Consider the following 24,377-nt stretch of genomic DNA (forward strand, 5'->3'; position numbering starts at 1 on the left):
TTACACCTCCTTCGGATTTGCCAGATAACCGGTGGTATCTCCGGTCGGACGGCTATTGGCGTTAGGTTTGATAACAATGCATGGCTTCGTGAAATGCGCGCCCGGTAACGGTGCGACTGCGGCCAGTTCGCCATGTTTTTTACGCAACTCGTCAATCGGGCCGAAGTCCAGCGCGCGCAGCGGGCAGGATTCCACGCAGATCGGTTTTTTACCGTCGGCGACACGGTCATGACAACCATCGCACTTGGTCATGTGGCCTTTGGCAGCATTGTATTGCGGTGCGCCGTATGGGCAGGCCATATGGCAATAGCGGCAACCGATGCAGACATCTTCGTCCACCACCACAAAACCGTCTTCACGTTTATGCATCGCACCGCTTGGGCAGACCTTGGTACAGGCCGGATCTTCACAATGGTTGCAGGCGATGGAGAGATAATAGGCAAAGACATTCTGATGCCATACACCGTTATCCTCCTGCCAGTCGCCGCCGGCATACTCGTAAATACGACGGAAACTGACGTCCGGGGTTAAATCTTTGTAGTCTTTGCAGGCCAGTTCGCAGGTTTTGCAACCGGTGCAACGGCTGGAATCAATAAAAAATCCATACTGGGTTGTCATCGGTTACTCCTTAGACCTTTTCAACCTGAACGAGGTTGGTATGTGACGGATTCCCCTTCGCAAGAGGCGACGGACGCTGCGTTGTCAGAACGTTAATACACCCGCCCTGATCCACGCGTTTTGCATCCGGGTCATACCAGGCCCCTTCACCCAGGGCGACAACGCCTGGCATCATACGCGGCGTGACTTTGGCTTCGATATGAAGCTCACCACGGCCATTGAAGATACGTACCTTGTCTCCGTTTTTGATGCCACGTTTTTGCGCATCCATCGGGTTAATCCACATTTCCTGACGGCAGGACGCTTTCAGCACATCCACGTTGCCGTAAGTTGAGTGCACGCGAGACTTGTAGTGGAAGCCCGTCAACTGCAGCGGATAGTCTTTGGTCAACGGATCGTTGTAGCTTTCAAAACCCGGCGCATAGATCGGCAGCGGATCGATCACATCACCTTCAGGCAATTCCCAGCTCGCAGCAATCTCTGCCAGCGCCTGCGAGTAGATCTCGATTTTACCGGACGGAGTCGTGAGCGGATTAGCCTGTGGGTCTTCACGGAACGCTTTGTACGCCACGTGATGTCCTTGAGGATCGCGCTGTTTAAAGATCCCTTGTTTGCGGAACTCTTCAAATGACGGAAGTTCCGGCATGGCTTTGCGCGACTGCTCGTACAAATAGCGCATCCACCCTTCCTGGGTACGCCCTTCTGTAAACTGTTGCTCTACCCCCAGACGTTTTGCCAGCTCGCTGGTCATCTGGTAGATCGTCTTACATTCAAAACGGGGCTTGATGGCCTCATCGGTGAAAATCACATACGACATATTCCCGCAGGAGGCATCCAGCGCAAAGTCCATCTGTTCAGATGCCGTGCAGTCAGGCAGCAAAATATCGGCATATTTCGCTGAAGAGGTCATATGGCAGTCGATGACGACAATCATTTCGCACTTCTTGTCATCCTGGAGAATTTCATGCGTGCGGTTGATTTCCGAGTGCTGGTTGATCAGACAGTTGCCCGCGTAGTTCCAGATCATTTTGATCGGCACATCAAGCTTGTCTTTACCGCGCACGCCATCGCGCAGCGCGGTCATTTCCGGACCGCGTTCAATCGCATCCGTCCACATGAACATCGAAATACTGGTTTCTACCGGGTTTTCCAGCGTCGGCATACGTTCAAACGGAATGCTATAAGAACCTTCGCGCGCCCCGCTGTTACCGCCGTTAATACCAACGTTGCCGGTCAGTATCGCCAGCATGGAAATGGCACGCGTCGCAATTTCACCATTCGCATGGCGCTGCGGCCCCCACCCTTGCGAAATGTAGGCCGGTTTAGCACTGCCGATTTCACGGGCCAGTTTCACAATTCTTTCAGCCGGAATACCGGTAATTTGCGCTGCCCATTCAGGCGTTTTCGCTATACCGTCTTTACCTTGCCCCAGAATATAAGCCTTATAGTGGCCATTTTTCGGCGCACTGGCAGGTAAGGTTTTTTCGTCGTAACCCACACAATATTTGTCGAGGAACGGCTGATCGACCATGTCTTCGGTAATCAGTACGTACGCCAGCGCATTAACCAGCGCCGCGTCGGTACCCGGACGAATTGGGATCCATTCATCCTCTCGCCCTGCCCCCGTATCGGTGTAGCGCGGGTCGACGATTATCATTCGTGCATTTGATTTCTGACGCGCCTGTTCGAGGTAATACGTTACCCCGCCCCCGCTCATGCGGGTTTCGCCAGGGTTATTGCCAAACAGTACGACCAGCTTACTGTTCTCAATATCAGAAGGGCTGTTGCCATCCGCCCAGCCGCCGTAGGTGTAATTCAGTCCGGCCGCAATTTGCGCAGAAGAATAATCCCCATAATGGTTCAGATACCCACCGCAGCAGTTCATCAGACGCGCCACCAGCGTTTTGCCTGGCGGCCATGAACGCGTCATCGTACCGCCGAGCGTACCGGTGCCGTAGTTCAGGTAGATAGACTCGTTGCCATAGTCTTTGATCAAACGTTGCATATTGGTCGCGATGATCTCGTAGGCTTCATCCCAGCTAATACGCTCGAATTTGCCTTCTCCGCGCTTGCCTACACGTTTCATCGGATATTTCAGGCGGTCGGGATTGTAGACACGTCGACGCATAGAGCGTCCACGCAGGCAGGCACGTACCTGATGCAATCCTTCGTAATCATCATCACCGGTATTATCGGTTTCAACGTACTTGATTTCCCCATCCACCACATGCATACGCAGTGGACAGCGGCTACCACAGTTTACCGTACATGCGCTCCAGACAATTTTTTCGCTGGACTGAGCCGGGCTGATTGCTTCAGCGGCATTCGCGATTCGGGTAAATGGCAGGGTGAACGCGCTACTGGCTATTGCCAGTCCGCCTATCGCCGTCGTTTTTACCAAACCGCGACGACTCACCTCAGTTGCCAGTACGGCATCGGGGATCTTAGTTTTCATAATGGCTCACTCTGCTGCTCACATAACAAAGGCAAAACTTCGTTGTGTAGTTATTTATATATCGACATCATCGCTATATAGTTTTGTATATAATGAGTGTGATGAAATTCAGCGAAATCTGCTGAGTTTCATACGAAGCCAGTATTACCTCTAAGGGGGTATGGATTATTGTTCGGTATCAAACGGACATAAAAAAAGCGCCCTGAGGCGCTTTTTTAACTCAAAGAAAGCAGTATTAGCCGATATATTCCAGTCCGTTCATATACGGACGTAATACTTCCGGCACCGCAATGCGGCCATCTGCCTGCTGATAGTTTTCCATTACCGCCACCAGCGTACGGCCAACGGCCAGACCAGAACCGTTCAGTGTATGAACCAGACGGGTCTTTTTGTCAGACTTGTTGCGGCAACGCGCCTGCATACGGCGAGCCTGGAAATCCCAGACGTTAGAGCAGGAAGAGATCTCGCGATAGGTATCCTGAGCCGGGATCCACACTTCCAGATCGTAGGTCTTGCATGCGCCGAAGCCCATGTCACCGGTACACAGAACAATTTTGCGATACGGCAGACCCAGCAACTGAAGCACTTTCTCAGCATGGCCGGTCATCTCTTCCAGTGCGTCCATGGAATCTTCCGGACGAACGATCTGCACCATTTCAACTTTGTCGAACTGGTGCATACGGATCAGACCACGCGTGTCGCGACCGTAAGAACCCGCTTCAGAACGGAAGCACGGCGTATGCGCGGTCATTTTGATCGGCAGGTCGTCTTCGTCGATGATTTCATCGCGCACCAGGTTGGTCAGCGGCACTTCTGCTGTCGGGATCAGCGCATAGTTGCTGCTGTCGGATTCTTCTTCCAGCGGACGCGTATGGAACAGATCGCCGGCAAATTTCGGCAACTGACCTGTACCGTACAGCGTGTCGTGGTTCACCAGATACGGTACATAGTTTTCGCTGTAACCGTGCTGTTCTGTGTGCAGATCCAGCATGAACTGCGACAGTGCGCGGTGCATACGGGCGATCTGACCTTTCATCACCACAAAGCGAGAGCCGGTCAGTTTAACCGCAGCAGCGAAATCGAGACCGCTGTGCATTTCGCCCAGGGTAACGTGGTCGCGAACGTCGAAATCGAATTGACGCGGGGTGCCCCAGCGGCTGACTTCAACGTTGTCGTTTTCGTCTTTACCGACCGGTACGTCATCGTGAGGGATGTTCGGGATGGTCAGCGCGATATCGCGGATTTCCGCCAGCAGCACATCCAGCTCAGATTTCGCGGCATCAAGCTGCTCACCGAGTTTGTTCACTTCCAGGCGTAATGGCTCGATATCTTCCCCGCGCGCTTTCGCCTGGCCAATGGATTTCGATCGCGAGTTGCGCTCTGCCTGCAGGTTTTCGGTTTCGACCTGCAGTACTTTACGACGCTCTTCAAGAGCGCGAAGTTTATCTACATCCAGCTTAAAGCCCCGGCGTGCCAGTTTTTCTGCGACTGCGTCTGGCTCGGTACGCAGCAGATTGGGATCGAGCATGCTTATCCTGTGCTTATCGAATTAAAAAAGGGAATGCAACCGCAGCCTGCGGTTGCAAAGATACATTGCCAACATTACCGCAACGCCTGCGCTAGCGGTAGCGTTTTGTGCGGCTATTTTGATCCTGTTCAGCGAGCCAGGCGAGCTTTTCGCCAATCTTACCTTCAAGACCCCGTTTAGTCGGATGGTAATAGCGCGTTTGTGCCATTTCAGCCGGGAAATACTCTTCACCTGCGGCGTACGCGTTGGGCTCATCATGGGCATAGCGATACTCCTGCCCATACCCCATTTCTTTCATCAGTTTAGTCGGTGCATTACGCAGGTGAACCGGCACGTCGTAATCCGGGCGTTCACGTGCATCGGCCATCGCGGCTTTGAAAGCGGTATAAACAGCATTACTTTTTGGCGCACAGGCCAGGTAAACAATCGCCTGCGCAATCGCACGTTCGCCTTCTGCCGGGCCAACGCGGGTGAAACAGTCCCATGCGGAGATCGCGACCTGCATGGCGCGTGGGTCGGCATTACCCACATCTTCAGACGCAATAGCCAGAAGACGACGCGCCACGTACAGCGGATCGCCACCGGCGGTAATGATCCGGGCGTACCAGTAGAGCGCCGCATCCGGGGCGCTGCCGCGAACGGATTTATGCAATGCGGAGATGAGGTCGTAAAAGCGGTCACCTTTGTTATCAAAGCGCGCGCTGCGTTCCCCGGCAATCTCGGTCAGTAACGCGGGCTGAAGAACACGTTTTCCACTGGCATCGACTTCCGCCATGTCCGCCATCATTTCAAGCGTATTTAGCGCACGACGCGCATCGCCGTTAACCAGTTCGGCTATTGCCCGGCGCGTTTCATCCGGCAGGACGATGTCCTGACCGCCATAACCACGGGCTTTGTCTTCCATCGCCTGGCTTAGCACCCGCTCAATATCGTCGGTGGTCAGCGATTTCAACAAATAGACGCGCGCTCGCGACAACAACGCGGAGTTCAGCTCAAAGGAAGGGTTTTCAGTTGTGGCGCCGATAAAGGTGATGGTGCCGTCTTCAATATGCGGCAGAAACGCATCCTGCTGGCTTTTATTGAAGCGGTGAACTTCGTCGACAAACAGGATCGTGCGACGACCCGCGTTGCGGTTCTGGCGAGCACGTTCAATGGCTTCGCGGATCTCTTTCACGCCAGAAGTGACAGCCGAAATACGTTCGACATCCGCATTGGCATAACGGGCGATCACTTCGGCAAGGGTAGTTTTTCCCGTGCCAGGCGGCCCCCACAGGATCATAGAGTGCAGATGACCTGCCTCGATGGCGCGAGGTAATGGCTTACCCGCAGCCAGCAGATGCTGCTGACCAATATACTGCGCTAAATTTTCTGGCCGCATACGTGCGGCCAGTGGCTGAAAGGTATTATCAGAAAAATCGAGCGACAGATTGCTCACTCACAGGCCTCTACTTACGTTGATCGTCTACCGTTACGCCTTGCGGTGGGGTAAAGGTAAATTTCGATGCTTCTACAGCACCATTCTGCTGAGCCTTCAGCTGATAGTTGCTGCGCTGACCATCTTGCTCTACCGCACTGAATTGATGAATGGTGCCGTCACGCCCAACATTGATGGTGAACTGCTTCAGGTTACCGTTGCTGGTTTTCGGCGTCAGGACGAAGTCATCACCGTTTTGCTTAATGTTGTATTGCTGCCAGTCGCTGGACTGGTTGCGGGCAATCAGCATAAACGGCGTATTGCCGGTCGCATCCTTCAACCAGGTCGCCGTTGCCTGCTCGACAAAGGGGTTAAAGAACCACAGCGTTTTACCATCAGACACCAGAATGCTCTCGTCAGGCTGCGTCATATGCCAGTTAAACAGATTTGGGCGCTTAACCCATAAATCCCCCTGGCCTTCCTGAACCGCTGCACCGCTACCGTCGGTCACTTTCTGAGTGAAACTGGCGTGGAAGCTGCTGACTTTATCCAGACGACTTTTCAGATCGCTGGCGGCATCGGCCCATACGCTGCTCACGACAAAGCTTGAGAGTAATGCACAGGTGATTGCGATTTTTTTCATTGTTATTCCTCAAAATACGTCACTCCCGATGGGGAGATTCCTCTGCTATCCATTCCAGGCCAAAAATCAGCATGAGGAAAGAAGAAAATACTGAATTCTTATTTATTTACCGATCTTTGCAATCAATCAAAGGGAGGCGGAGCCAACACTTCACGATTGCCGTTATGACCTTGTTCGCTGACAATCCCCTGCGCCTCCATCTGCTCGATGATGCGCGCCGCACGGTTATAGCCAATGCGGAACTGGCGCTGTACGCCGGAGATCGACGCTTTACGTTTTTGGGTCACAAAGTTCACGGCCTGATCGAATAAGGGATCCAACTCTTCGCCACCGTCTAAGCCGCCAGCGCCGCCTTCACTTTCGCTATCGGAGGTAATGCCGTCGACGTACTGCGGACGACCGCGCGCTTTCCAGTCCTGCACGACAGCGTGAACTTCTTCATCGCGAACGAACGCGCCGTGAACACGTACAGGCGTGCTGGAGTTCGGAGCTGAGTAGAGCATATCCCCCATCCCGAGCAGCGATTCCGCGCCGCCCTGGTCGAGAATGGTACGGGAGTCGATCTTGCTCGACACCGTAAACGCGATACGCGTTGGGATGTTCGCTTTAATCAGGCCGGTAATAACATCAACCGACGGACGCTGCGTAGCCAGCACCAGGTGGATACCCGCCGCACGCGCTTTCTGCGCCAGTCGTGCGATCAGCTCTTCCACTTTTTTGCCGACGGTCATCATCAGGTCAGCAAATTCATCCACCAGCACAACGATATACGGCAGTTTTTCCAACACCGGATGCGTGGCATCCATGCTGTCGCCCGGTTTCCAGTACGGGTCCGGAATCGGACGGCCCATGCGTTTCGCTTCGGCAATCTTCTCGTTGTAACCCGCCAGGTTACGCACACCCAACGCAGACATCAGCTTATAGCGGCGTTCCATCTCGTTGACGCTCCAGCGCAGAGCGTTGGCGGCATCTTTCATGTCGGTAACCACTTCCGTTAACAGATGCGGTATACCTTCATAAACCGAGAGCTCCAGCATTTTCGGGTCGATCATGATAAAACGAACGTCTTCAGGCTGTGCTTTGTAGAGCATGCTGAGGATCATGGCGTTCACACCGACCGATTTACCGGAACCGGTAGTACCAGCCACCAGAAGGTGTGGCATTTTCGCCAGGTCAGCCACCACGGGATCACCGGCGATGTCTTTACCCAACACCACAGAGAGTGGCGACGGGTTATCACGGAAGCGCGCGCAGTCGAGCACTTCACGCAGATAAACGGTCTGGCGTTTTTTGTTCGGCAATTCCAGACCTACGTAAGGTTTACCTGGAATCACTTCCACTACGCGCACCGCGACGGTAGACAGCGAGCGGGCCAAATCGCGCGACAGATTGGAAATACGTGCCGCTTTCACGCCCGGAGCCAGGTTCAGTTCGAAGCGGGTGATTACCGGACCCGGTGAGTAGTTCACAACATCCGCTTTAATGCGGAAATCCGCCAGTCGAGCTTCGACCAGGCGTGCCATTTGCTCAAGCGCAAAGGTATCCACTGGCTCAATTTCCGTTGGCGGCGGCGTCAGCAAATCTAACGACGGCAGCGGCGTGGTCGGTTTAAGCGCCGGGCGACCGTCACCGTTACGCATCAGCAGCGGATGAATCAGGCTTTCTTTTGGCTGCGCAACAGGCTGTTGTGGCTGCTGGTACTGCGGCGGCTGCGCAACAGGCTGCTGTGGCTGCTGATACTGCGGCGGTTGAACAACAGGCTGATGTGGCTGTTGATACTGCGGCGGTTGAACAACAGGCTGATGTGGCTGTTGATACTGGGGCGGTTGTGCAACAGGCTGCTGATATTGCGGTTGTTGAACAGACGCAGACTCCGGCATCACACCTGGCGTAAACAACGGCTCATGCGGGCCCTCATCCACCAATGTTTTCATCGGTGAGAACTCAAAATCATCCAGCGAGAATGGATTCGTGCCTGAGGGTTGTTCGCCGGAATAACGTTGTTGCTGTGAAGAGGCAAACTGACGCGCCAGCTCGGCTTCAGCGCGGGCATCTTCGTCTTCCGGTTGAGAACCATCGTGCTGATATTCTTCGCCATAACGATGCTGCTGCGATTGTGCAAACTGGCGAGCCAGTTCATCTTGCTGCATCGCCTCGATTTCATCTTCAGAGTACTGCGTATCAGAATCGAGACGCTCCGCCTCACGCGCTTTCTCTTCCGCCATGCGTTGAGACGGTAATTTGATGCCATACGATGCCAGCTCACGGCGTGTTGGTACACGCACACGATTTGGTCGCGGTAACTGCGGTCCAATACCTTCTTTAACCTGCGGGCGTGGCGCGCCATCCCCCGCAAGACTAAATACTGGTGCTGCCGCAGCGGCTACCGCCCCTGCCGCCAACGTTGCGTCTTTCACGCCTGCCGCTAATGGTGCAGCTGCGACAATTGATTCTACTGGAGGAATAGCCGCCGTCACGGGTGAAGAATACTTCACCGGCTCAGGTTCGTTCACTGGCTCAGGAATTGGCTGATACCACGCCGCAAGTTGCTCACGCTCACGCGCACGCTTTTCTTCCACTTCTTCAAAATAGTAAAGCGGTGGGCGTGCAGGTTTAGATTCTTCAACCTCTGGCTCTGGCTCAACGGCAATGGGTTCCGGTTGATGAACAGGCTCAGAGGAATGCACCGGCTCTTGTGGGTAAACCGGTTCAGGTTGCCAGCTTTGCTCCGCAACGGCTTCTTGTGGCTGCCATGGCGTTTGCGGTTGCGGCGCGACGGGCTGTTCGTAGCCAGGTTCCGCAACTGGTGGCGCATAATAGTGCGGCTCAGGTTCAACTGGCGCAGGTTGCTGCCAGGGTTCATGAGCAGGAACCTGTGGTTGACCATATTGCGACGGTTGCGGATACCCTTCCGGCGCTGGGGCAATAACGGTGTCGGTATATTCCGGCCCTGGTACAGATTGCCATTGCATCTCAGGTGCAGCGGGTACAGGTTCGGCGCCGGGAATCGACGGTGTTTGCAGCGCGGGATCGGCAGGCGCAGCCCAGGCTTGCGTAGCCGCTGTCGCCACGGCGGCGGCAGCTACCGGTTCGGTGACCGAGTGACCATTGAGCAACGGATCATATTCATCATACTCAGGCTGAGTCGCACGATGCCCGGAGAAAAGCACGTCGTTAGGATCGGCAGGTACGCCACGCGCGCTGTATTCAATTTCCTCTTCATCATCCATGCGTTTGCCAGAAAACAGCGCCGCATCGGTATGACGACCGCGTGGGTTGGTAAACTTCTCTGCCAGACGTTTGCGGCGCGCCAATGCGCCCCGGAGAATACGTGCGCGTCGGGACTCTCGTTTTACGCCGTCAGTTTCATCGGCAAACTCGTCATCATCTTCATACTCTTCATCATCGACCCACGTATCATCACGACGGGTACGATTACTGGCGAACGTCAGAAGATTGAGCAGCCAGCCGCCTAATTTTTCGGCAATACTGACCCATGACCACCCCGTAAACAGCGTCAGACCGGCGGCCCAGATGCACAATAACGCGATGGTTCCCCCACTGCTGTGCAGCAAAGGTTGAAGCGTCGTGCTTAGCAGACTGCCAATCACGCCGCCAGAGGCGAAATACCAGATGTCATCAGCATTAATGGCCGCAAGACCGCAGGAGGTCAGAATGAGCGCCAGAACGCCAATCACGCGCAACGACACGGCAAAATAATCGATATATTCGTCGCTGGCCTGATGTCGCCAGGCAAACCAGCATCCCCCCACCATAATGACCGGGATGGTGTAAGCCATTACGCCGAAAATGAAGAACAAGGTGTCAGCCAGCCAGGCTCCCGGCATGCCGCCCAGATTATGGATAGGTTCGTGCCATGCCGTCTGCGACCAACTGGGATCTGAGGGATTAAAACTCAGTAAGGCAGCCATCAACCAGACGGCAAAAAGGGCAATAAGGATCAGCAACGCTTCCAGAAGTCGGCGCCCGCTGCTTAACTTTGTCAATGTGACTTCTTTGTCTTCAGTGTATTCCTGGCTCAAAAAAGGCTCTCCAGGTTTCAGGCTTTTCCTGCCCGATGCTAAAACGGACAACAGCACCGGGTTGCCCCGGCACTGTTGCTGTATGGATTAACAGGAGTGTAATCAAACTGCGTCGATTTTGCACCTGTTCCGTGTTAGCGCGTCTTAATTACCAGACGATTGCTCTGTTTTACTTCTTCCATCACCACATAGGTACGTGTGTCATTCACGCCAGGCAGACGCAGCAGGGTTTCCCCCAGCAGCTTACGATAGGCAGACATATCCGGCACGCGTGTTTTCAACAGGTAGTCGAAGTCACCGGAAACTAAATGACACTCTTGAATTTCTTCAAGTTTTTGTACTGCGGTGTTAAATTGCTCAAACACATCCGGCGCACCACGATTCAGAGTAATCTCAACAAAAACCAGAAGTGATGCATCCAGATAATGCGGGTTTAACAGTGCTGTATAGCCCTGAATAAATCCCTGTCTTTCCAGCCGACGAACACGCTCAAGGCAGGGTGTCGGTGAAAGTCCAACTCGTTTAGAAAGCTCGACGTTCGAAATACGGCCATCCTTTTGCAACTCATTAAGAATGTTGCGATCGATGCGGTCGAGATCTTTGCCAGGGCGCTTCTTGCTATCTACCATTATTATTGTCTCTCTGTATTCCTTCCCTACTCCTGCCTGACTCTTTGCACATCACTGTTTAGAGCCTATGCCCATCACAATAGACCGAAACCCAGAGGGATTAACGGCGCGCAATGCCGGGTCTATAGTGAGAAGACCGTTGCCTGATGGCCGCTATCGATATCACGAATGGCGTCTGTCCACACCATGCGTAGATTTCGCTAGCCGGTAAACATGGTATTTACATGCATGGTTATGCATCACACACATATCACTGTTTTCTTCTTCAATGAATGTTTTCGCAAAACAGCAGGGGATTGTCAAAGCAAAACATCGATTTTTAGTACAACATGCCAATTATTCATTGGGAGCGGTCGTTAATCGTCATTTTATCACCTTATAACAGCCCTATTTTAAGTAGAAATCATTATAGTAGCGCCCACACCATGGCCTCTCATTGGTTCCTGCTATTACACAAATTGTTAACAAAATCGCTATACTCTTTTTTTACGCCACCAAATTCCCTACAATCCTGCCCATTGCCTGCCAACAACTATGGGGATCTCATGGGCACGACCAAACACAGTAAACTGCTTATTCTTGGTTCAGGACCAGCGGGATATACCGCTGCGGTCTACGCTGCGCGTGCAAACCTGCAACCGGTCCTGATCACCGGTATGGAAAAAGGCGGTCAGCTGACCACCACGACCGAAGTGGAAAACTGGCCAGGCGATCCGAACGAGCTGACGGGGCCGCTGTTGATGGAACGCATGCATGAACATGCGACAAAATTTGATACTGAGATAATTTTTGATCATATCAATAAGGTGGACTTGCAGAACCGTCCATTCCGTCTGACTGGCGACAATGGCGAATACACCTGTGATGCGCTGATCATCGCTACCGGAGCTTCCGCTCGCTATCTCGGCTTGCCATCAGAAGAAGCGTTTAAGGGTCGCGGCGTTTCCGCCTGCGCCACCTGTGACGGTTTCTTCTATCGCAATCAAAAAGTCGCGGTCATCGGCGGCGGCAACACGGCCGTTGAAGAAGCGTTGTACCTGGCGAATATCGCCTCTGAAGTCCATCTGATTCACCGTCGCGACAGCTTCCGCGCAGAAAAAATCCTGATCAAACGTCTGATGGATAAAGTCGAAAACGGCAATATCGTGCTGCATACCCACCGTACGCTTGAAGAAGTGACTGGCGATCAGATGGGCGTTACTGGCCTGCGCCTGCGCGATACGCATAACACCGACAACATTGAATCGCTGGACGTTGCGGGCCTGTTCGTTGCCATCGGCCACAGCCCGAATACCGCTATTTTCGACGGTCAGCTTGAGCTGGAAAATGGCTACATCAAAGTTCAGTCAGGCATTCACGGTAATGCCACCCAAACCAGCATTCCGGGTGTCTTTGCGGCTGGCGACGTGATGGATCACATTTACCGCCAGGCGATTACGTCTGCGGGAACAGGTTGCATGGCGGCGCTGGATGCAGAGCGTTATCTCGACGGGTTAGCCGACGCTGGCAAATAAGTTTACAAATCATCAACAAAAGTAAAAAAGGCGACTATAAGTCGCCTTTATTTTTGCCCCGTTGTAACATTGCCCTGCCTAAAATTCTGATAACTCACCTGCTAAGCGTGCAATGAATAAAACCCGTCAAAAAGAGTTAACTCGCTGGTTAAAACAGCAAAGCGTCCTCTCCCAGCGCTGGCTGAACATTTCTCGTCTGTTGGGATTTGTCAGCGGCTTATTGATTGTCGCTCAAGCCTGGATCATGGCGCGTATTCTGCAGCATATGATTATGGAGAACATTCCTCGTGAAGCCCTCCTCCTCCCTTTTATCGTTCTGGCACTGATTTTTATCCTGCGCGCCTGGGTCGTCTGGCTGCGTGAACGGGTCGGTTTTCATGCCGGGCAGCATATCCGCTTCGAAATACGTCGCCAGGTGTTGGACCGTCTGCAACAGGCTGGGCCGGCGTGGATTCAGGGAAAGCCTGCGGGAAGCTGGGCGACGCTGGTGCTTGAACAGATTGACGATATGCACGATTACTATGCGCGCTATCTTCCACAAATGGCGCTTGCCGTCTGCGTGCCATTGCTGATCGTTGCCGCCATTTTTCCAACCAACTGGGCTGCCGCGCTGATCCTGCTCGGAACGGCGCCGCTGATTCCGTTATTCATGGCGATGGTTGGCATGGGGGCTGCAGATGCCAACCGCCGTAATTTCCAGGCGCTCGCACGTCTGAGCGGTCATTTTCTCGATCGCTTGCGCGGTATGGAAACGTTACGCATTTTTGGGCGTGGGGAAGCAGAAACTGAAAGCATTCGCGCCGCGTCGCAGGATTTTCGCCAACGCACCATGGAGGTCCTGCGCCTCGCCTTTTTATCTTCGGGCGTTCTGGAATTCTTTACCTCGCTTTCCATCGCGCTGGTCGCCGTCTACTTCGGTTTTTCTTATCTTGGCGAACTTAACTTCGGGCACTATGGCACCAGCGTCACGCTTGCCGCCGGTTTCCTGGCGCTGATTCTTGCCCCTGAGTTCTTTCAGCCTTTACGCGACCTTGGCACGTTTTATCACGCTAAAGCTCAGGCCGTAGGCGCGGCTGACAGCCTGAAAACGTTTATGGAAACGCCCCTTGCCCACCCGGAACGTGGCGATATTGAGCTCACGACGAAAGACCCTGTCTCGATTGAAGCCCGGGATCTCATTATCACCTCCCCGGAAGGCAAAATACTCGCCGGTCCGTTGAATTTTTCACTGCCAGCAGGCCACCGTGCAGTGCTGGTCGGGCGCAGTGGTTCAGGGAAAAGTTCTCTGCTGAATGCGCTGTCCGGTTTTCTCTCCTACCAGGGGTCATTGCGTGTTAACGACATTGAATTGCGCGATTTGTCTCCCGAATCCTGGCGTAAGCAGCTTTCCTGGGTCGGGCAAAATCCGCAACTCCCTGCGGCAACATTGCGGGAAAATGTGCTATTAGCGCGTCCGAATGCCACTGAGCAAGAGCTCAAAGCCGCGCTCGACAACGCCTGGGTCAGTGAGTTTCTGCCGATGCTGCCACAAGGCCTGGACACACCAACGGGCGATCAGGCCGGTCGACTTTCCGTCGGTCAGGCGCAGCGCGTTGCGGTTGCTCGCGCGTTGTTGAACCCGTGCAAACTGCTGTTGCTTGATGAGCCAGCAGCCAGCCTGGACGCGCACAGCGAACAGCGCGTTATGCAGGCATTGAACGCCGCGTCCCGACGCCAGACCACCTTGATGGTCACCCACCAGCTCGAAGATCTGGCCGACTGGGATACCATTTGGGTGATGCAGGACGGGCACATTGTCGAACACGGTCACTATACCCAACTCAGTACCGCCAACGGGCCGTTTGCCACGTTATTGGCTCACCGTCAGGAGGACATCTGAATGCGCGCCTTGCTCCCCTATTTAGCGCTCTACAAGCGCCATAAATGGATGTTAACGCTCGGGATCGTGCTGGCGATCGTCACGCTGCTGGCCAGCATTGGACTGTTGACGCTCTCCGGCTGGTTCCTGTCCGCTTCCGCCGTCGTGGGTGTTACCGGCATTTACAGTTTTAACTATATGCTGCCCGCCGCAGGCGTACGCGGTGCGGCGATTACCCGTACTGCGGGTCGCTATTTTGAACGGTTAGTGAGCCATGACGCGACGTTTCGCGTCCTGCAGCATCTGCGAATTTATACCTTCAGCAAACTGTTACCGCTCTCTCCGGCGGGACTTGCCCGTTATCGCCAGGGGGAGTTGCTTAACCGCGTGGTTGCCGACGTCGATACGCTCGATCACCTCTATTTGCGCGTCATCTCTCCAATAGTGGGCGCCTTTGTGGTGATTCTGGTCGTCACCCTGGGCCTGAGCTTTCTCGATGTCACCCTCGCGATAACGCTCGGGGGGGTTATGTTGCTGACCTTGTTCATTCTGCCTCCGCTGTTTTACCGCGCGGGGAAGAGTACCGGACAGAGCCTGACCCACCTGCGTGGACAGTATCGCCAGCAGCTCACCGCCTGGCTGCAAGGACAAGCGGAATTGACGATCTTTGGCGCCAGCGATCGCTACCGGGCACAGATGGAAAGTACAGAATTGCAGTGGCATGAAGCCCAACGCCACCAGTCTGAACTGACCGCACTGTCTCAGGCCGTCATGCTGTTGATTGGCGCGATGGCGGTCATGTTAATGCTGTGGATGGCCTCCGGCGGCGTGGGTGGCAACGACAAACCCGGTGCGCTGATTGCCCTCTTCGTCTTTTGCGCGCTGGCGGCATTTGAGGCGCTGGCCCCCGTGACGGGAGCGTTCCAGCATCTTGGTCAGGTTATTGCCTCTGCGCTACGCATTACCGATCTCACCGAACAGAAACCCGAGGTGGAATTTCCGGAGGCGGACTCAGCGGTGCCAGAGCAGGTGACGCTGACGATGCGTGATATTTCGTTCAGCTATCCTGAGCAGGCACAAAAAGCGCTGGAATCCCTCTCGCTGCACGCGAATCCTGGCGAGCATATTGCCATTCTTGGGCGTACAGGCTGCGGCAAATCGACGCTATTGCAGTTACTGACCCGGGCGTGGGACCCGCAGCAGGGCGAGATCCTCATCAACAATCAGCCGATTTCAACGCTTAACGAAGCGACGCTACGCGCCACCATCAGCGTCGTACCGCAGCGCGTACATCTGTTCAGCGCCACGCTGCGTGACAACCTTCTGCTGGCAGCCCCTGACGCCAGTGACGAAGCGCTGTCAGAAATGCTGTGCCGTGTCGGTCTGGAGAAATTACTCGACGATGGCGGGCTTAATAGCTGGTTAGGTGAAGGGGGTCGTCAGTTATCCGGCGGTGAACTTCGCCGTCTGGCTATCGCCCGCGCATTATTGCACGACGCCCCGCTGATGTTGCTGGATGAACCGACCGAGGGGTTAGACGCCACAACCGAAAGCCAAATGCTTGAATTGCTTGCTGATGTTATGCGAAACAAAACGCTGTTAATGGTCACTCACCGCCTGCGCGGGCTGTCGCGTTTTGATCAAATAATAGTGATGGACAACGGGCAAATTATTGAGCAAGGTAATCACGCAGATCTGTTAGCCAGGCAGGGTCGTTATTACCAGTTTAAGCAACGTCTGTAAGCTATTATTGAACGATCCGACTTGCGTACTGGAGTTGTGCTGTCATGCGCCTGGTTCAGCTTTCTCGCCACTCAATAGCCTTCCCTTCCCCGGAAGGCGCTTTGCGCGAGCCCAATGGGTTATTAGCCCTTGGGGGCGATCTTAGCCCCGCCCGCTTATTAATGGCGTACCAGCGGGGCATATTTCCGTGGTTTTCGCCTGGCGATCCGATTCTCTGGTGGTCCCCCGACCCTCGCGCTGTTTTATGGCCGGAACATTTTCATCTCAGCCGCAGCATGAAGCGCTTTCACAAACACTCACCCTATCGGGTGACGCTGAATTATGCGTTTGATCAGGTCATTGAAGGCTGTGCCAACGATCGCGAGGAAGGGACATGGATAACGCGCGATGTGGTGGAGGCTTATCATCGTTTACATGAATTGGGCCATGCGCACTCCATTGAAGTATGGCGCCACAATGAATTAGTGGGCGGAATGTACGGCGTATCGCAAGGCACCCTTTTTTGCGGTGAGTCGATGTTCAGCCGCCAGGAAAATGCCTCCAAAACAGCGCTGCTTGTTTTTTGCACTGAATTTCGCCGTCAGGGGGGAAAACTGATCGACTGCCAGGTGCTAAATAACCACACCGCGTCGCTGGGGGCAGTGGAAATAGCCCGTCGTGAATACCTTGAACACCTCAGTATAATGCGCCCGCAGCGGCTGCCAGCCCTTTTTTGGGTGCCTCGCACGTTATTTTCGCCTCAGGAGTGAATGTTTTCGGCACATTTTTTGTTGCGGTGTTATAATTGTGCCGCAGAGCAGGTTATGCCCATTACCCCGCCGCCGTTAAGGAACAGTTCGCGTCAGGTAACGCCCATCGTTTATCTCATCGCTCCCTTATACGTTGCGCTTTTAGTGCGGCTTTGCCGTGTGTGATCGGAGTAATGCGCCAAACCTGATTTGCTGTGTTTTAAACGCGCAAATCTTTACTTATTAAAAGAACTTCGGCATTATCTTGCCGGTTCAAATTACGGTAGTGATACCCCAGAGGATTAGATGGCCAAAGAAGACAATATTGAAATGCAGGGTACCGTTCTTGAAACGTTACCTAATACCATGTTCCGCGTAGAGTTAGAAAACGGTCACGTGGTTACTGCACACATCTCCGGTAAAATGCGTAAAAACTATATCCGCATCCTGACGGGCGACAAAGTGACTGTTGAGCTGACCCCGTACGACCTGAGCAAAGGCCGCATTGTCTTCCGTAGTCGCTGATTGTTTTCACGCCCGAATGGCGTAAAGATAATAAAAGGTCGGTTTATCCGGCCTTTTTTGTGGGCGTAATGTCAGGCGTTAATCTTCTACCATCCGCGCATATTCTTCCGTTAAGAAATCGACTACTGCGCGTACGGAAGGCAGCAATCCACGTCGCGTTGGAAATACCGCGTGGATAACTTCCCTTTTCGGCTCCCAACCCTCCAGTAAAGCCACCAGTTCACCGGCGGCCAACTGCTCTTTGACCATCAATACCGGTAACTGTACAACGCCAACGCCCGCGACAGCCGCCTCACGCAACGCCAGCATATCGGTGGTAATCAAACGCGGCGTAAAATGCACTTCGGCCCTCGCCCCTTCTGGCCCAAACAATTCCCATCGGTGTATATGTTTCCCGGCGGCAAGACTCAGGCCCGGCCAGTTTTTGAGTTCTACCGGAGAAGAAAGACTGCCCATCCGGGCGATCAATGCCGGGCTGGCAAACAGGCGATGTCCGCGATCGGATAATACACGCATCACCAGATCGCTATCCTCAAAAGGACGCGGCCTGACGCGAATTGCAATATCAATCCCCTCACCCACCACATCAACACGGCGGTTAGTCGCTTCCAGTTGCAGTGAAACATCGGGATAGCGCGCCAAAAATTTAGCCAGCATCGGACCGATATGCGCGTGCAGCAATGTTACAGGACAGGTCAGCTTCACCACGCCGCGCGGCTCAACCTGTAGCGCAGCGATAGCGTCCTGCGCCGCCTGTGCCTCAACCAGCATCGCTTTGCAATGCTCATAAAACGTCTGCCCGACTTCAGTCACATTGAACTGCCGTGTCGTACGCTGAATCAGCCTGACCCCCAGACGCTCCTCAAGTTGTGCAATACGCCGACTGAGTTTTGACTTAGGTTCATCGAGCGCGCGACCTGCCGCAGCAAATCCACCCTCCTCGACGACATGAACAAACCACGCAAAATCATTGAGATCCGGTTTCATTTTTATTATCCCATTTTTAGAACAGTTAATGCCATTTTAGCTACTACACACCTTATTGTCATGAATATAAGCTTATTGACAACACCACTACGCCATTGAGGAGATAAAGATGAAACAGGTAACAGGCGTCTACACCGCACCTCGCCCGCACTGGGTTGGCGATGGATTTCCGGTTCGTTCGCTGTTCTCTTACCAGTCCCATGCGCAATCGTTGAGTCCGTTCCTGCTTCTGGATTACGCAGGCCCTCACACCTTCGCGCCAGGCACTGAAAAACGCGGAGTTGGTGAACATCCTCACCGGGGGTTCGAAACGGTCACGATCGTTTACAGCGGTGAAGTTGAGCACCGCGATTCAACTGGTCGCGGCGGCATCATCGGCCCAGGTGACGTGCAGTGGATGACGGCGGGCGCGGGCATTCTGCACGAAGAATTTCACTCTCCTGCATTTACTGAACGCGGGGGAGAGCTGGAGATGGTGCAGTTGTGGGTGAACCTGCCCGCCAAAGACAAAATGGCCGCTGCGGGCTACCAGAGTATCAGCAATGAGTTAATTCCCACCGTTGCCTTACCTGGCGAGGCTGGCACGGCGCGGATCATCGCTGGCGACTTCCTGGGAACAAAAGGCCCGGCACACACCTTCTCGCCGCTGAATGTCTGGGATATGCGTTTACAGCAAGGCTGCGACATCACGCTTTCCCAGCCTGCGGGCTGGAGCACCGCGCTGATTGTCCTGAAAGGCAGCATTACGGTAAACGGCACCACACCGGTCAATGAAGCGCAAATGGCGGTACTCAGCCAACAGGAAGAAGCCTTCCATCTCGATGCCAGCAGCGACGCCACCGTCCTGTTGCTGGCGGGGGAACCGTTAAATGAACCGATTGTCGGTTATGGCCCCTTTGTGATGAACACAAAGCAAGAGATCGCTGAGGCTGTTCGCGATTTTAACGCTGGTCGTTTTGGCCAAATCTGAAAACATTGAGGAGAACACCATGTCCAGTCCTGCTAATTTTAATGGTTTGCGTCCGGTTATTGATGTGAATGATTCCGTGATGCTGTTGATCGATCACCAGAGCGGTTTGTTCCAGACCGTGGGCGATATGCCGATGCCGGAGTTGCGCGCACGCGCTACCGCGCTGGCTAAAATGGCAACCCTGTCGAAGATGCCGGTTATTACCACTGCATCCGTACCGCAGGGTCCTAATGGCCCTCTGATCCCGGAGATCCACGCCAATGCACCGCATGCGCAGTACGTTGCACGTAAAGGCGAAATTAACGCCTGGGATAACGACGAGTTTGTTAAGGCGGTAAAAGCAACAGGCCGTAAAACGCTGATTATCGCAGGCACGATTACCAGCGTGTGCATGGCGTTCCCGGCCATCAGCGCAGTGGCTGAAGGTTACAAGGTATTTGCCGTGATCGATGCTTCGGGCACGTACAGCAAAATGGCGCAAGAGATCACCCTCGCCCGCGTGGTGCAGGCCGGTGTCGTACCGATGGATACGGCGGCAGTCGCTGCTGAACTCCAGGGGACCTGGAATCGTGAAGACGCAGCCGAATGGGCTGAAGTGTACACCCACATATTCCCGGCCTATCAATTGCTGATTGAAAGCTATAGCAGGACGCAGGAAGTGGTGAAAAACAACGAAAAGCTAGATTCACAGCGCTGATACATCTCCCCTGCGCCACATCGAGCAGGAAGATGTACACTGCGTAACCAAACGAGAGTGAAAGCGTAAATACTGCTTGACCGTTTTAGCGCAACTCCCTATAGTAGCGCCCCGTTGCCCCCCAAGCGGTCAGGCAGCAATACAATATGGTGAGGTGTCCGAGTGGCTGAAGGAGCACGCCTGGAAAGTGTGTATACGGCAACGTATCGGGGGTTCGAATCCCCCCCTCACCGCCATATTTAAGAAAGAGCTCGTACGAAAGTACGGGCTTTTTTTTCGCATGTTGCACACGCCGGGGGGATGAGAATCCCCGACCGGGGTTCGACAACTGGCGCAGCCAGTTGGACAGACCGCGAACACAGTGAGTGGGCTGCCCGTCAGGGCGAGCGAAGCGAGTCAATCCCCCCCTCACCGCCATATTTAAGAAAGAGCTCGTACGAAAGTACGGGCTTTTTTTTCGCATGTCGCACACGCCGGGGGGATGAGAATCCCCGACCGGGGTTCGACAACTGGCGCAGCCAGTTGGACAGACCACGAACACAGTGAGTGGCTGCCCGTGAGGGCGAGCAAAGCGAGTCAATCCCCCCCTCACCGCCATATTTGAGAAAGAGCTCGTACGAAAGTACGGGCTTTTTTTTCGCATGTTGCACCGTCACGCGAATATTGCCGGATGGCGGTGCAGACACCTTATCCGGCCTACGAATGAGCATGTACCGTAGTTCGGATAAGGCGTATGCCGCCATCCGACATACAAAAGGCATAAAAAAACCGGGCTCAGAGGCCCGGTTCATCAGACGATAAGAGATTAATGCGCGGCTTCTGGTTTGTGCTTTTGCGCACTCTGGAAACCATACGTCAGCTCATTCTTCTCTTTATCCAGGGCGACAGTCACCTGACCACCATCCACCAGCGAGCCAAACAACAACTCGTTAGCCAGTGGTTTTTTCAGGTTGTCCTGCACCACGCGAGTCATTGGACGCGCGCCCATTGCCCGGTCGTAGCCTTTCTCAGCCAGCCAGTCACGCGCTTCCTGGCTAACTTCCAGGGAGACGCCTTTCTGATCCAGTTGAACCTGCAACTCGACAATAAATTTATCAACAACCTGATGAATCACCTCGGTAGACAAGTGATCGAACCAGATAATATTGTCGAGACGGTTACGGAATTCCGGCGTAAAGACTTTCTTAATCTCACCCATCGCATCCGTACTGTTGTCCTGATGAATGAGGCCAATGGATTTACGTTCAGTTTCACGCACGCCAGCGTTAGTAGTCATCACCAGCACCACGTTGCGGAAATCCGCTTTGCGGCCGTTATTATCGGTCAGCGTACCGTTATCCATCACCTGCAACAGCAGGTTAAAGACATCCGGATGCGCTTTCTCGATTTCATCCAGCAGCAATACGGCGTGCGGATGTTTAATGACCGCATCCGTCAGCAAACCGCCCTGATCGAAACCGACATATCCCGGAGGTGCACCGATCAAACGGCTGACGGTGTGACGCTCCATATACTCGGACATATCAAAGCGCAGCAGTTCAATCCCCAGCGCTTTGGAGAGCTGCACCGTGACCTCGGTTTTCCCCACGCCAGTAGGCCCGGCGAACAGGAATGAACCGACAGGTTTATGCTCGTGCCCCAGTCCTGCGCGGCTCATCTTGATGGCTTCGGTCAGCGCCTCAATGGCTTTATCCTGGCCAAAGACCAACATTTTCAGACGGTCGCCGAGACTTCTCAACGTGTCGCGATCGCTCTGCGAGACGCTCTTCTCTGGGATACGCGCAATACGCGCTACCACGGATTCAATATCCGCCACGTTGACGGTTTTTTTGCGCTTGCTGACCGGCATCAGACGCGCACGCGCCCCTGCTTCGTCGATCACGTCAATCGCTTTATCCGGCAGATGACGGTCATTGATATATTTCACCGCCAGTTCTACTGCCGCCCGCACCGCTTTCGCGGTATAGCGAACATCATGGTGCGCTTCGTACTTCGGTTTCAGACCGTTAATAATCTGTACGGTCTCTTCCACCGACGGCTCAGTAATATCGATTTTCTGGAAGCGACGCGCCAGAGCACGGTCTTTCTCGAAAATGTTGCTGAATTCCTGATAGGTCGTAGAACCGATCACGCGGATCTTGCCGCTGGAGAGCAACGGTTTGATCAGGTTTGCCGCATCCACCTGGCCGCCCGATGCCGCCCCCGCACCAATGATGGTGTGGATCTCATCGATGAACAGGATGCTGTTGGTGTCCTGTTCCAGCTGTTTCAGCAGCGCTTTAAAGCGTTTTTCAAAGTCACCGCGATATTTGGTCCCTGCCAGCAGCGAGCCAATATCCAGTGAGTAGAGGGTGCAATCCGCCATCACTTCCGGCACATCGCCCTGGACAATACGCCAGGCCAGTCCTTCCGCAATCGCCGTTTTACCGACACCGGATTCACCCACCAGCAGCGGGTTATTCTTACGGCGGCGGCACAGAACCTGAATGGCACGCTCCAGCTCTTTCTCACGGCCAATCAGCGGATCGATCCCCCCCACGCGCGCAAGCTGGTTAAGGTTAGTCGTAAAATTCTCCATACGTTCCTCCCCGCCAGCTTGCTCTTCGTTATTCGGTTGGTTGCCTGAATCAGAAGACTGACTCGGCTCATCTTTACGCGTCCCGTGAGAAATAAAGTTCACCACATCAAGACGGCTGACTTCGTGCTTACGCAGCAGATAGGCCGCTTGTGATTCCTGTTCGCTGAAAATAGCGACCAGTACGTTAGCGCCGGTAACTTCACTACGACCGGAGGACTGAACGTGGAAGACGGCGCGTTGCAGCACACGCTGAAAACTCAACGTCGGCTGCGTGTCGCGTTCTTCTTCGCTGGCAGGCAGAACGGGTGTGGTTTGTTCAATGAAGGCTTCGAGTTCCTGACGGAGCGCAACCAGATCCACGGAACACGCTTCCAGCGCTTCGCGGGCTGATGGGTTACTGAGCAACGCCAGTAACAAGTGCTCGACGGTCATAAACTCATGACGGTGCTCGCGCGCTCTGGCGAAAGCCATGTTTAAACTGAGTTCCAGTTCTTGATTGAGCATAGGCACCTCCCCCAATTTTTATGCCTGCATTCAGGCTTTTTCCAGCGTACACAGCAATGGATGCTCGTTCTCCCTGGCATACCTGTTCACCATCGCCACTTTGGTTTCTGCAACCTCGGCGGTAAAGACTCCGCAAATGGCCTTACCCTGGTAGTGAACGGCGAGCATCAATTGAGTTGCACGTTCTACATCATAAGAAAAGAATTTTTGTAACACGTCAATAACAAACTCCATCGGAGTGTAATCATCATTGACTAATATCACTTTATACATAGATGGCGGTTTTAGCGCGTCGCGCACTTGATCTTCCGCAAGCTGGTCAAAGTCCAGCCAGTCTTTCGTCTTACCCATTGTCAGTCGTCATCTTCGGTTACGGTTACCGGCAGTTACTCTGCCGCTGACAAGAGCTTATGCGCACAAGTAATTTACCTCAATTAATAGATAACTATCATCTATCACTGTCATCCGCGACATCTGTCACATTACCCGGCAATAGCGTTAACTGCTTCAAAATTTTGATTCATTTTTACCCTACCCCCCCCGCCAAATGCTTGACGGCTCGCCTGATTTCTCTAAATTGTACTCTCGAGAGTTGGCGAGGTTTTGAACAGCCTCCGCTCTACCACCGGTTCATTCCATCTTACTTATATAAGATTTACGAAGGATGTCGAAGCATGGAAACGGGTACTGTTAAGTGGTTCAACAATGCCAAAGGGTTTGGTTTCATTTGCCCTGAAGGCGGCGGCGAAGATATTTTCGCCCATTACTCTACCATCCAGATGGATGGCTACAGAACGCTAAAAGCCGGACAATCTGTCCAGTTTGATGTTCACCAGGGGCCAAAAGGCAATCACGCCAGTGTCATCGTGCCTATCATTGAAGCAGAAGCTGTCGCATAGCTCTTCTGTCTCATTGTGTACATCCTGCAGTCAAAATGCCAGCC

18 protein-coding genes, 1 tRNA gene and 1 pseudogene are annotated in these 24,377 nt (G+C 53.8%); 10 read left to right on the forward strand and 10 right to left on the reverse strand.

Annotated elements, in window-relative coordinates:
* From dmsB to lrp, 7 genes are all read right to left on the reverse strand, one after another.
* Positions 1-618 (reverse strand): dimethylsulfoxide reductase iron-sulfur subunit DmsB, encoded by a 618-nt coding sequence (gene dmsB / locus JM656_RS13895; protein WP_203358297.1) that lies wholly within the window; start codon positions 616-618, stop codon positions 1-3.
* Between the two features lie 10 nt (positions 619-628).
* The gene (dmsA, locus tag JM656_RS13900) at positions 629-3,073 is read right to left on the reverse strand and encodes a dimethylsulfoxide reductase subunit A (protein ID WP_203358298.1); all 2,445 of its coding nucleotides are present in this window, start codon (positions 3,071-3,073) and stop codon (positions 629-631) included.
* Positions 3,074-3,308: 235 nt separating this feature from the next.
* A complete protein-coding gene (gene serS, locus JM656_RS13905; protein ID WP_203358299.1) occupies positions 3,309-4,601 on the reverse strand; it encodes a serine--tRNA ligase in 1,293 nt (430 codons plus the stop codon).
* A gap of 91 nt (positions 4,602-4,692) precedes the next feature.
* On the reverse strand, positions 4,693-6,036 hold the full coding sequence (gene rarA / locus JM656_RS13910; protein WP_203358300.1) for a replication-associated recombination protein RarA: 1,344 nt from the start codon (positions 6,034-6,036) through the stop codon (positions 4,693-4,695).
* Between the two features lie 10 nt (positions 6,037-6,046).
* Positions 6,047-6,658 (reverse strand): outer membrane lipoprotein chaperone LolA, encoded by a 612-nt coding sequence (gene lolA, locus JM656_RS13915; RefSeq protein ID WP_203358301.1) that lies wholly within the window; start codon positions 6,656-6,658, stop codon positions 6,047-6,049.
* Between the two features lie 122 nt (positions 6,659-6,780).
* Positions 6,781-10,701, reverse strand: coding sequence for a DNA translocase FtsK (gene ftsK / locus JM656_RS13920; RefSeq protein ID WP_203358302.1), 3,921 nt, complete (start codon positions 10,699-10,701; stop codon positions 6,781-6,783).
* Between the two features lie 134 nt (positions 10,702-10,835).
* On the reverse strand, positions 10,836-11,330 hold the full coding sequence (lrp, locus tag JM656_RS13925) for a leucine-responsive transcriptional regulator Lrp (RefSeq protein WP_000228473.1): 495 nt from the start codon (positions 11,328-11,330) through the stop codon (positions 10,836-10,838).
* Positions 11,331-11,875: 545 nt separating this feature from the next.
* Here lrp and trxB point away from each other — a divergent pair.
* The 6 genes and pseudogenes from trxB to infA all read left to right on the forward strand — a co-directional run bounded on the left by trxB (position 11,876) and on the right by infA (position 17,698).
* Positions 11,876-12,844, forward strand: a complete 969-nt coding sequence (gene trxB, locus JM656_RS13930) for a thioredoxin-disulfide reductase (RefSeq protein WP_203358303.1) — start codon at positions 11,876-11,878, stop codon at positions 12,842-12,844.
* Between the two features lie 112 nt (positions 12,845-12,956).
* Complete coding sequence (gene cydD / locus JM656_RS13935; protein ID WP_203358304.1) at positions 12,957-14,723, forward strand: cysteine/glutathione ABC transporter permease/ATP-binding protein CydD; 1,767 nt, start codon at positions 12,957-12,959, stop codon at positions 14,721-14,723.
* Positions 14,724-16,445 carry a cysteine/glutathione ABC transporter ATP-binding protein/permease CydC gene (cydC, locus tag JM656_RS13940; RefSeq protein WP_203358305.1) on the forward strand — a complete coding sequence of 574 codons (1,722 nt, stop codon included), beginning with the start codon at positions 14,724-14,726 and terminating at the stop codon, positions 16,443-16,445.
* Positions 16,446-16,489: 44 nt separating this feature from the next.
* Positions 16,490-17,194, forward strand: coding sequence for a leucyl/phenylalanyl-tRNA--protein transferase (gene aat / locus JM656_RS13945; RefSeq protein WP_203358306.1), 705 nt, complete (start codon positions 16,490-16,492; stop codon positions 17,192-17,194).
* Positions 17,195-17,552, forward strand: a pseudogene (locus JM656_RS13950) (hypothetical protein).
* Complete coding sequence (infA, locus tag JM656_RS13955; protein ID WP_001040187.1) at positions 17,480-17,698, forward strand: translation initiation factor IF-1; 219 nt, start codon at positions 17,480-17,482, stop codon at positions 17,696-17,698. The pseudogene JM656_RS13950 and the gene infA overlap by 73 nt, the downstream one beginning before the upstream one ends.
* 78 nt (positions 17,699-17,776) lie before the next feature.
* Here the strand turns inward: infA and JM656_RS13960 are convergent, their stop codons facing one another.
* The gene (locus tag JM656_RS13960) at positions 17,777-18,685 is read right to left on the reverse strand and encodes a LysR family transcriptional regulator (protein WP_203358307.1); all 909 of its coding nucleotides are present in this window, start codon (positions 18,683-18,685) and stop codon (positions 17,777-17,779) included.
* Positions 18,686-18,794: 109 nt separating this feature from the next.
* Here JM656_RS13960 and JM656_RS13965 point away from each other — a divergent pair, with 109 nt between their 5' ends.
* From JM656_RS13965 to JM656_RS13975, 3 genes are all read left to right on the forward strand, one after another.
* Positions 18,795-19,655, forward strand: coding sequence for a pirin family protein (locus tag JM656_RS13965; RefSeq protein WP_203358308.1), 861 nt, complete (start codon positions 18,795-18,797; stop codon positions 19,653-19,655).
* 19 nt (positions 19,656-19,674) lie between these two features.
* A complete protein-coding gene (locus tag JM656_RS13970) occupies positions 19,675-20,352 on the forward strand; it encodes a hydrolase (protein ID WP_203358309.1) in 678 nt (225 codons plus the stop codon).
* A 148-nt stretch (positions 20,353-20,500) separates the two neighbouring features.
* Positions 20,501-20,588 (forward strand) — tRNA-Ser (locus tag JM656_RS13975).
* 569 nt (positions 20,589-21,157) lie between these two features.
* On the opposite strand, the gene clpA is transcribed toward JM656_RS13975, so the two are convergent.
* Positions 21,158-23,434, reverse strand: a complete 2,277-nt coding sequence (gene clpA / locus JM656_RS13980; protein ID WP_203358310.1) for an ATP-dependent Clp protease ATP-binding subunit ClpA — start codon at positions 23,432-23,434, stop codon at positions 21,158-21,160.
* Positions 23,435-23,464: 30 nt separating this feature from the next.
* Positions 23,465-23,785 (reverse strand): ATP-dependent Clp protease adapter ClpS, encoded by a 321-nt coding sequence (gene clpS, locus JM656_RS13985; protein WP_192611741.1) that lies wholly within the window; start codon positions 23,783-23,785, stop codon positions 23,465-23,467.
* Positions 23,786-24,108: 323 nt separating this feature from the next.
* Between clpS and cspD the strand changes: the two genes are divergently transcribed.
* Entirely contained in the window at positions 24,109-24,333 is a 225-nt protein-coding gene (cspD, locus tag JM656_RS13990; RefSeq protein WP_162379603.1) for a cold shock-like protein CspD, read from the forward strand.
* Positions 24,334-24,377 lie beyond the last annotated feature (44 nt).

It is taken from the genome of Citrobacter sp. R56, from assembly GCF_016811995.1.
Classification (GTDB): Bacteria; Pseudomonadota; Gammaproteobacteria; order Enterobacterales; family Enterobacteriaceae; genus Citrobacter_D; species Citrobacter_D enshiensis.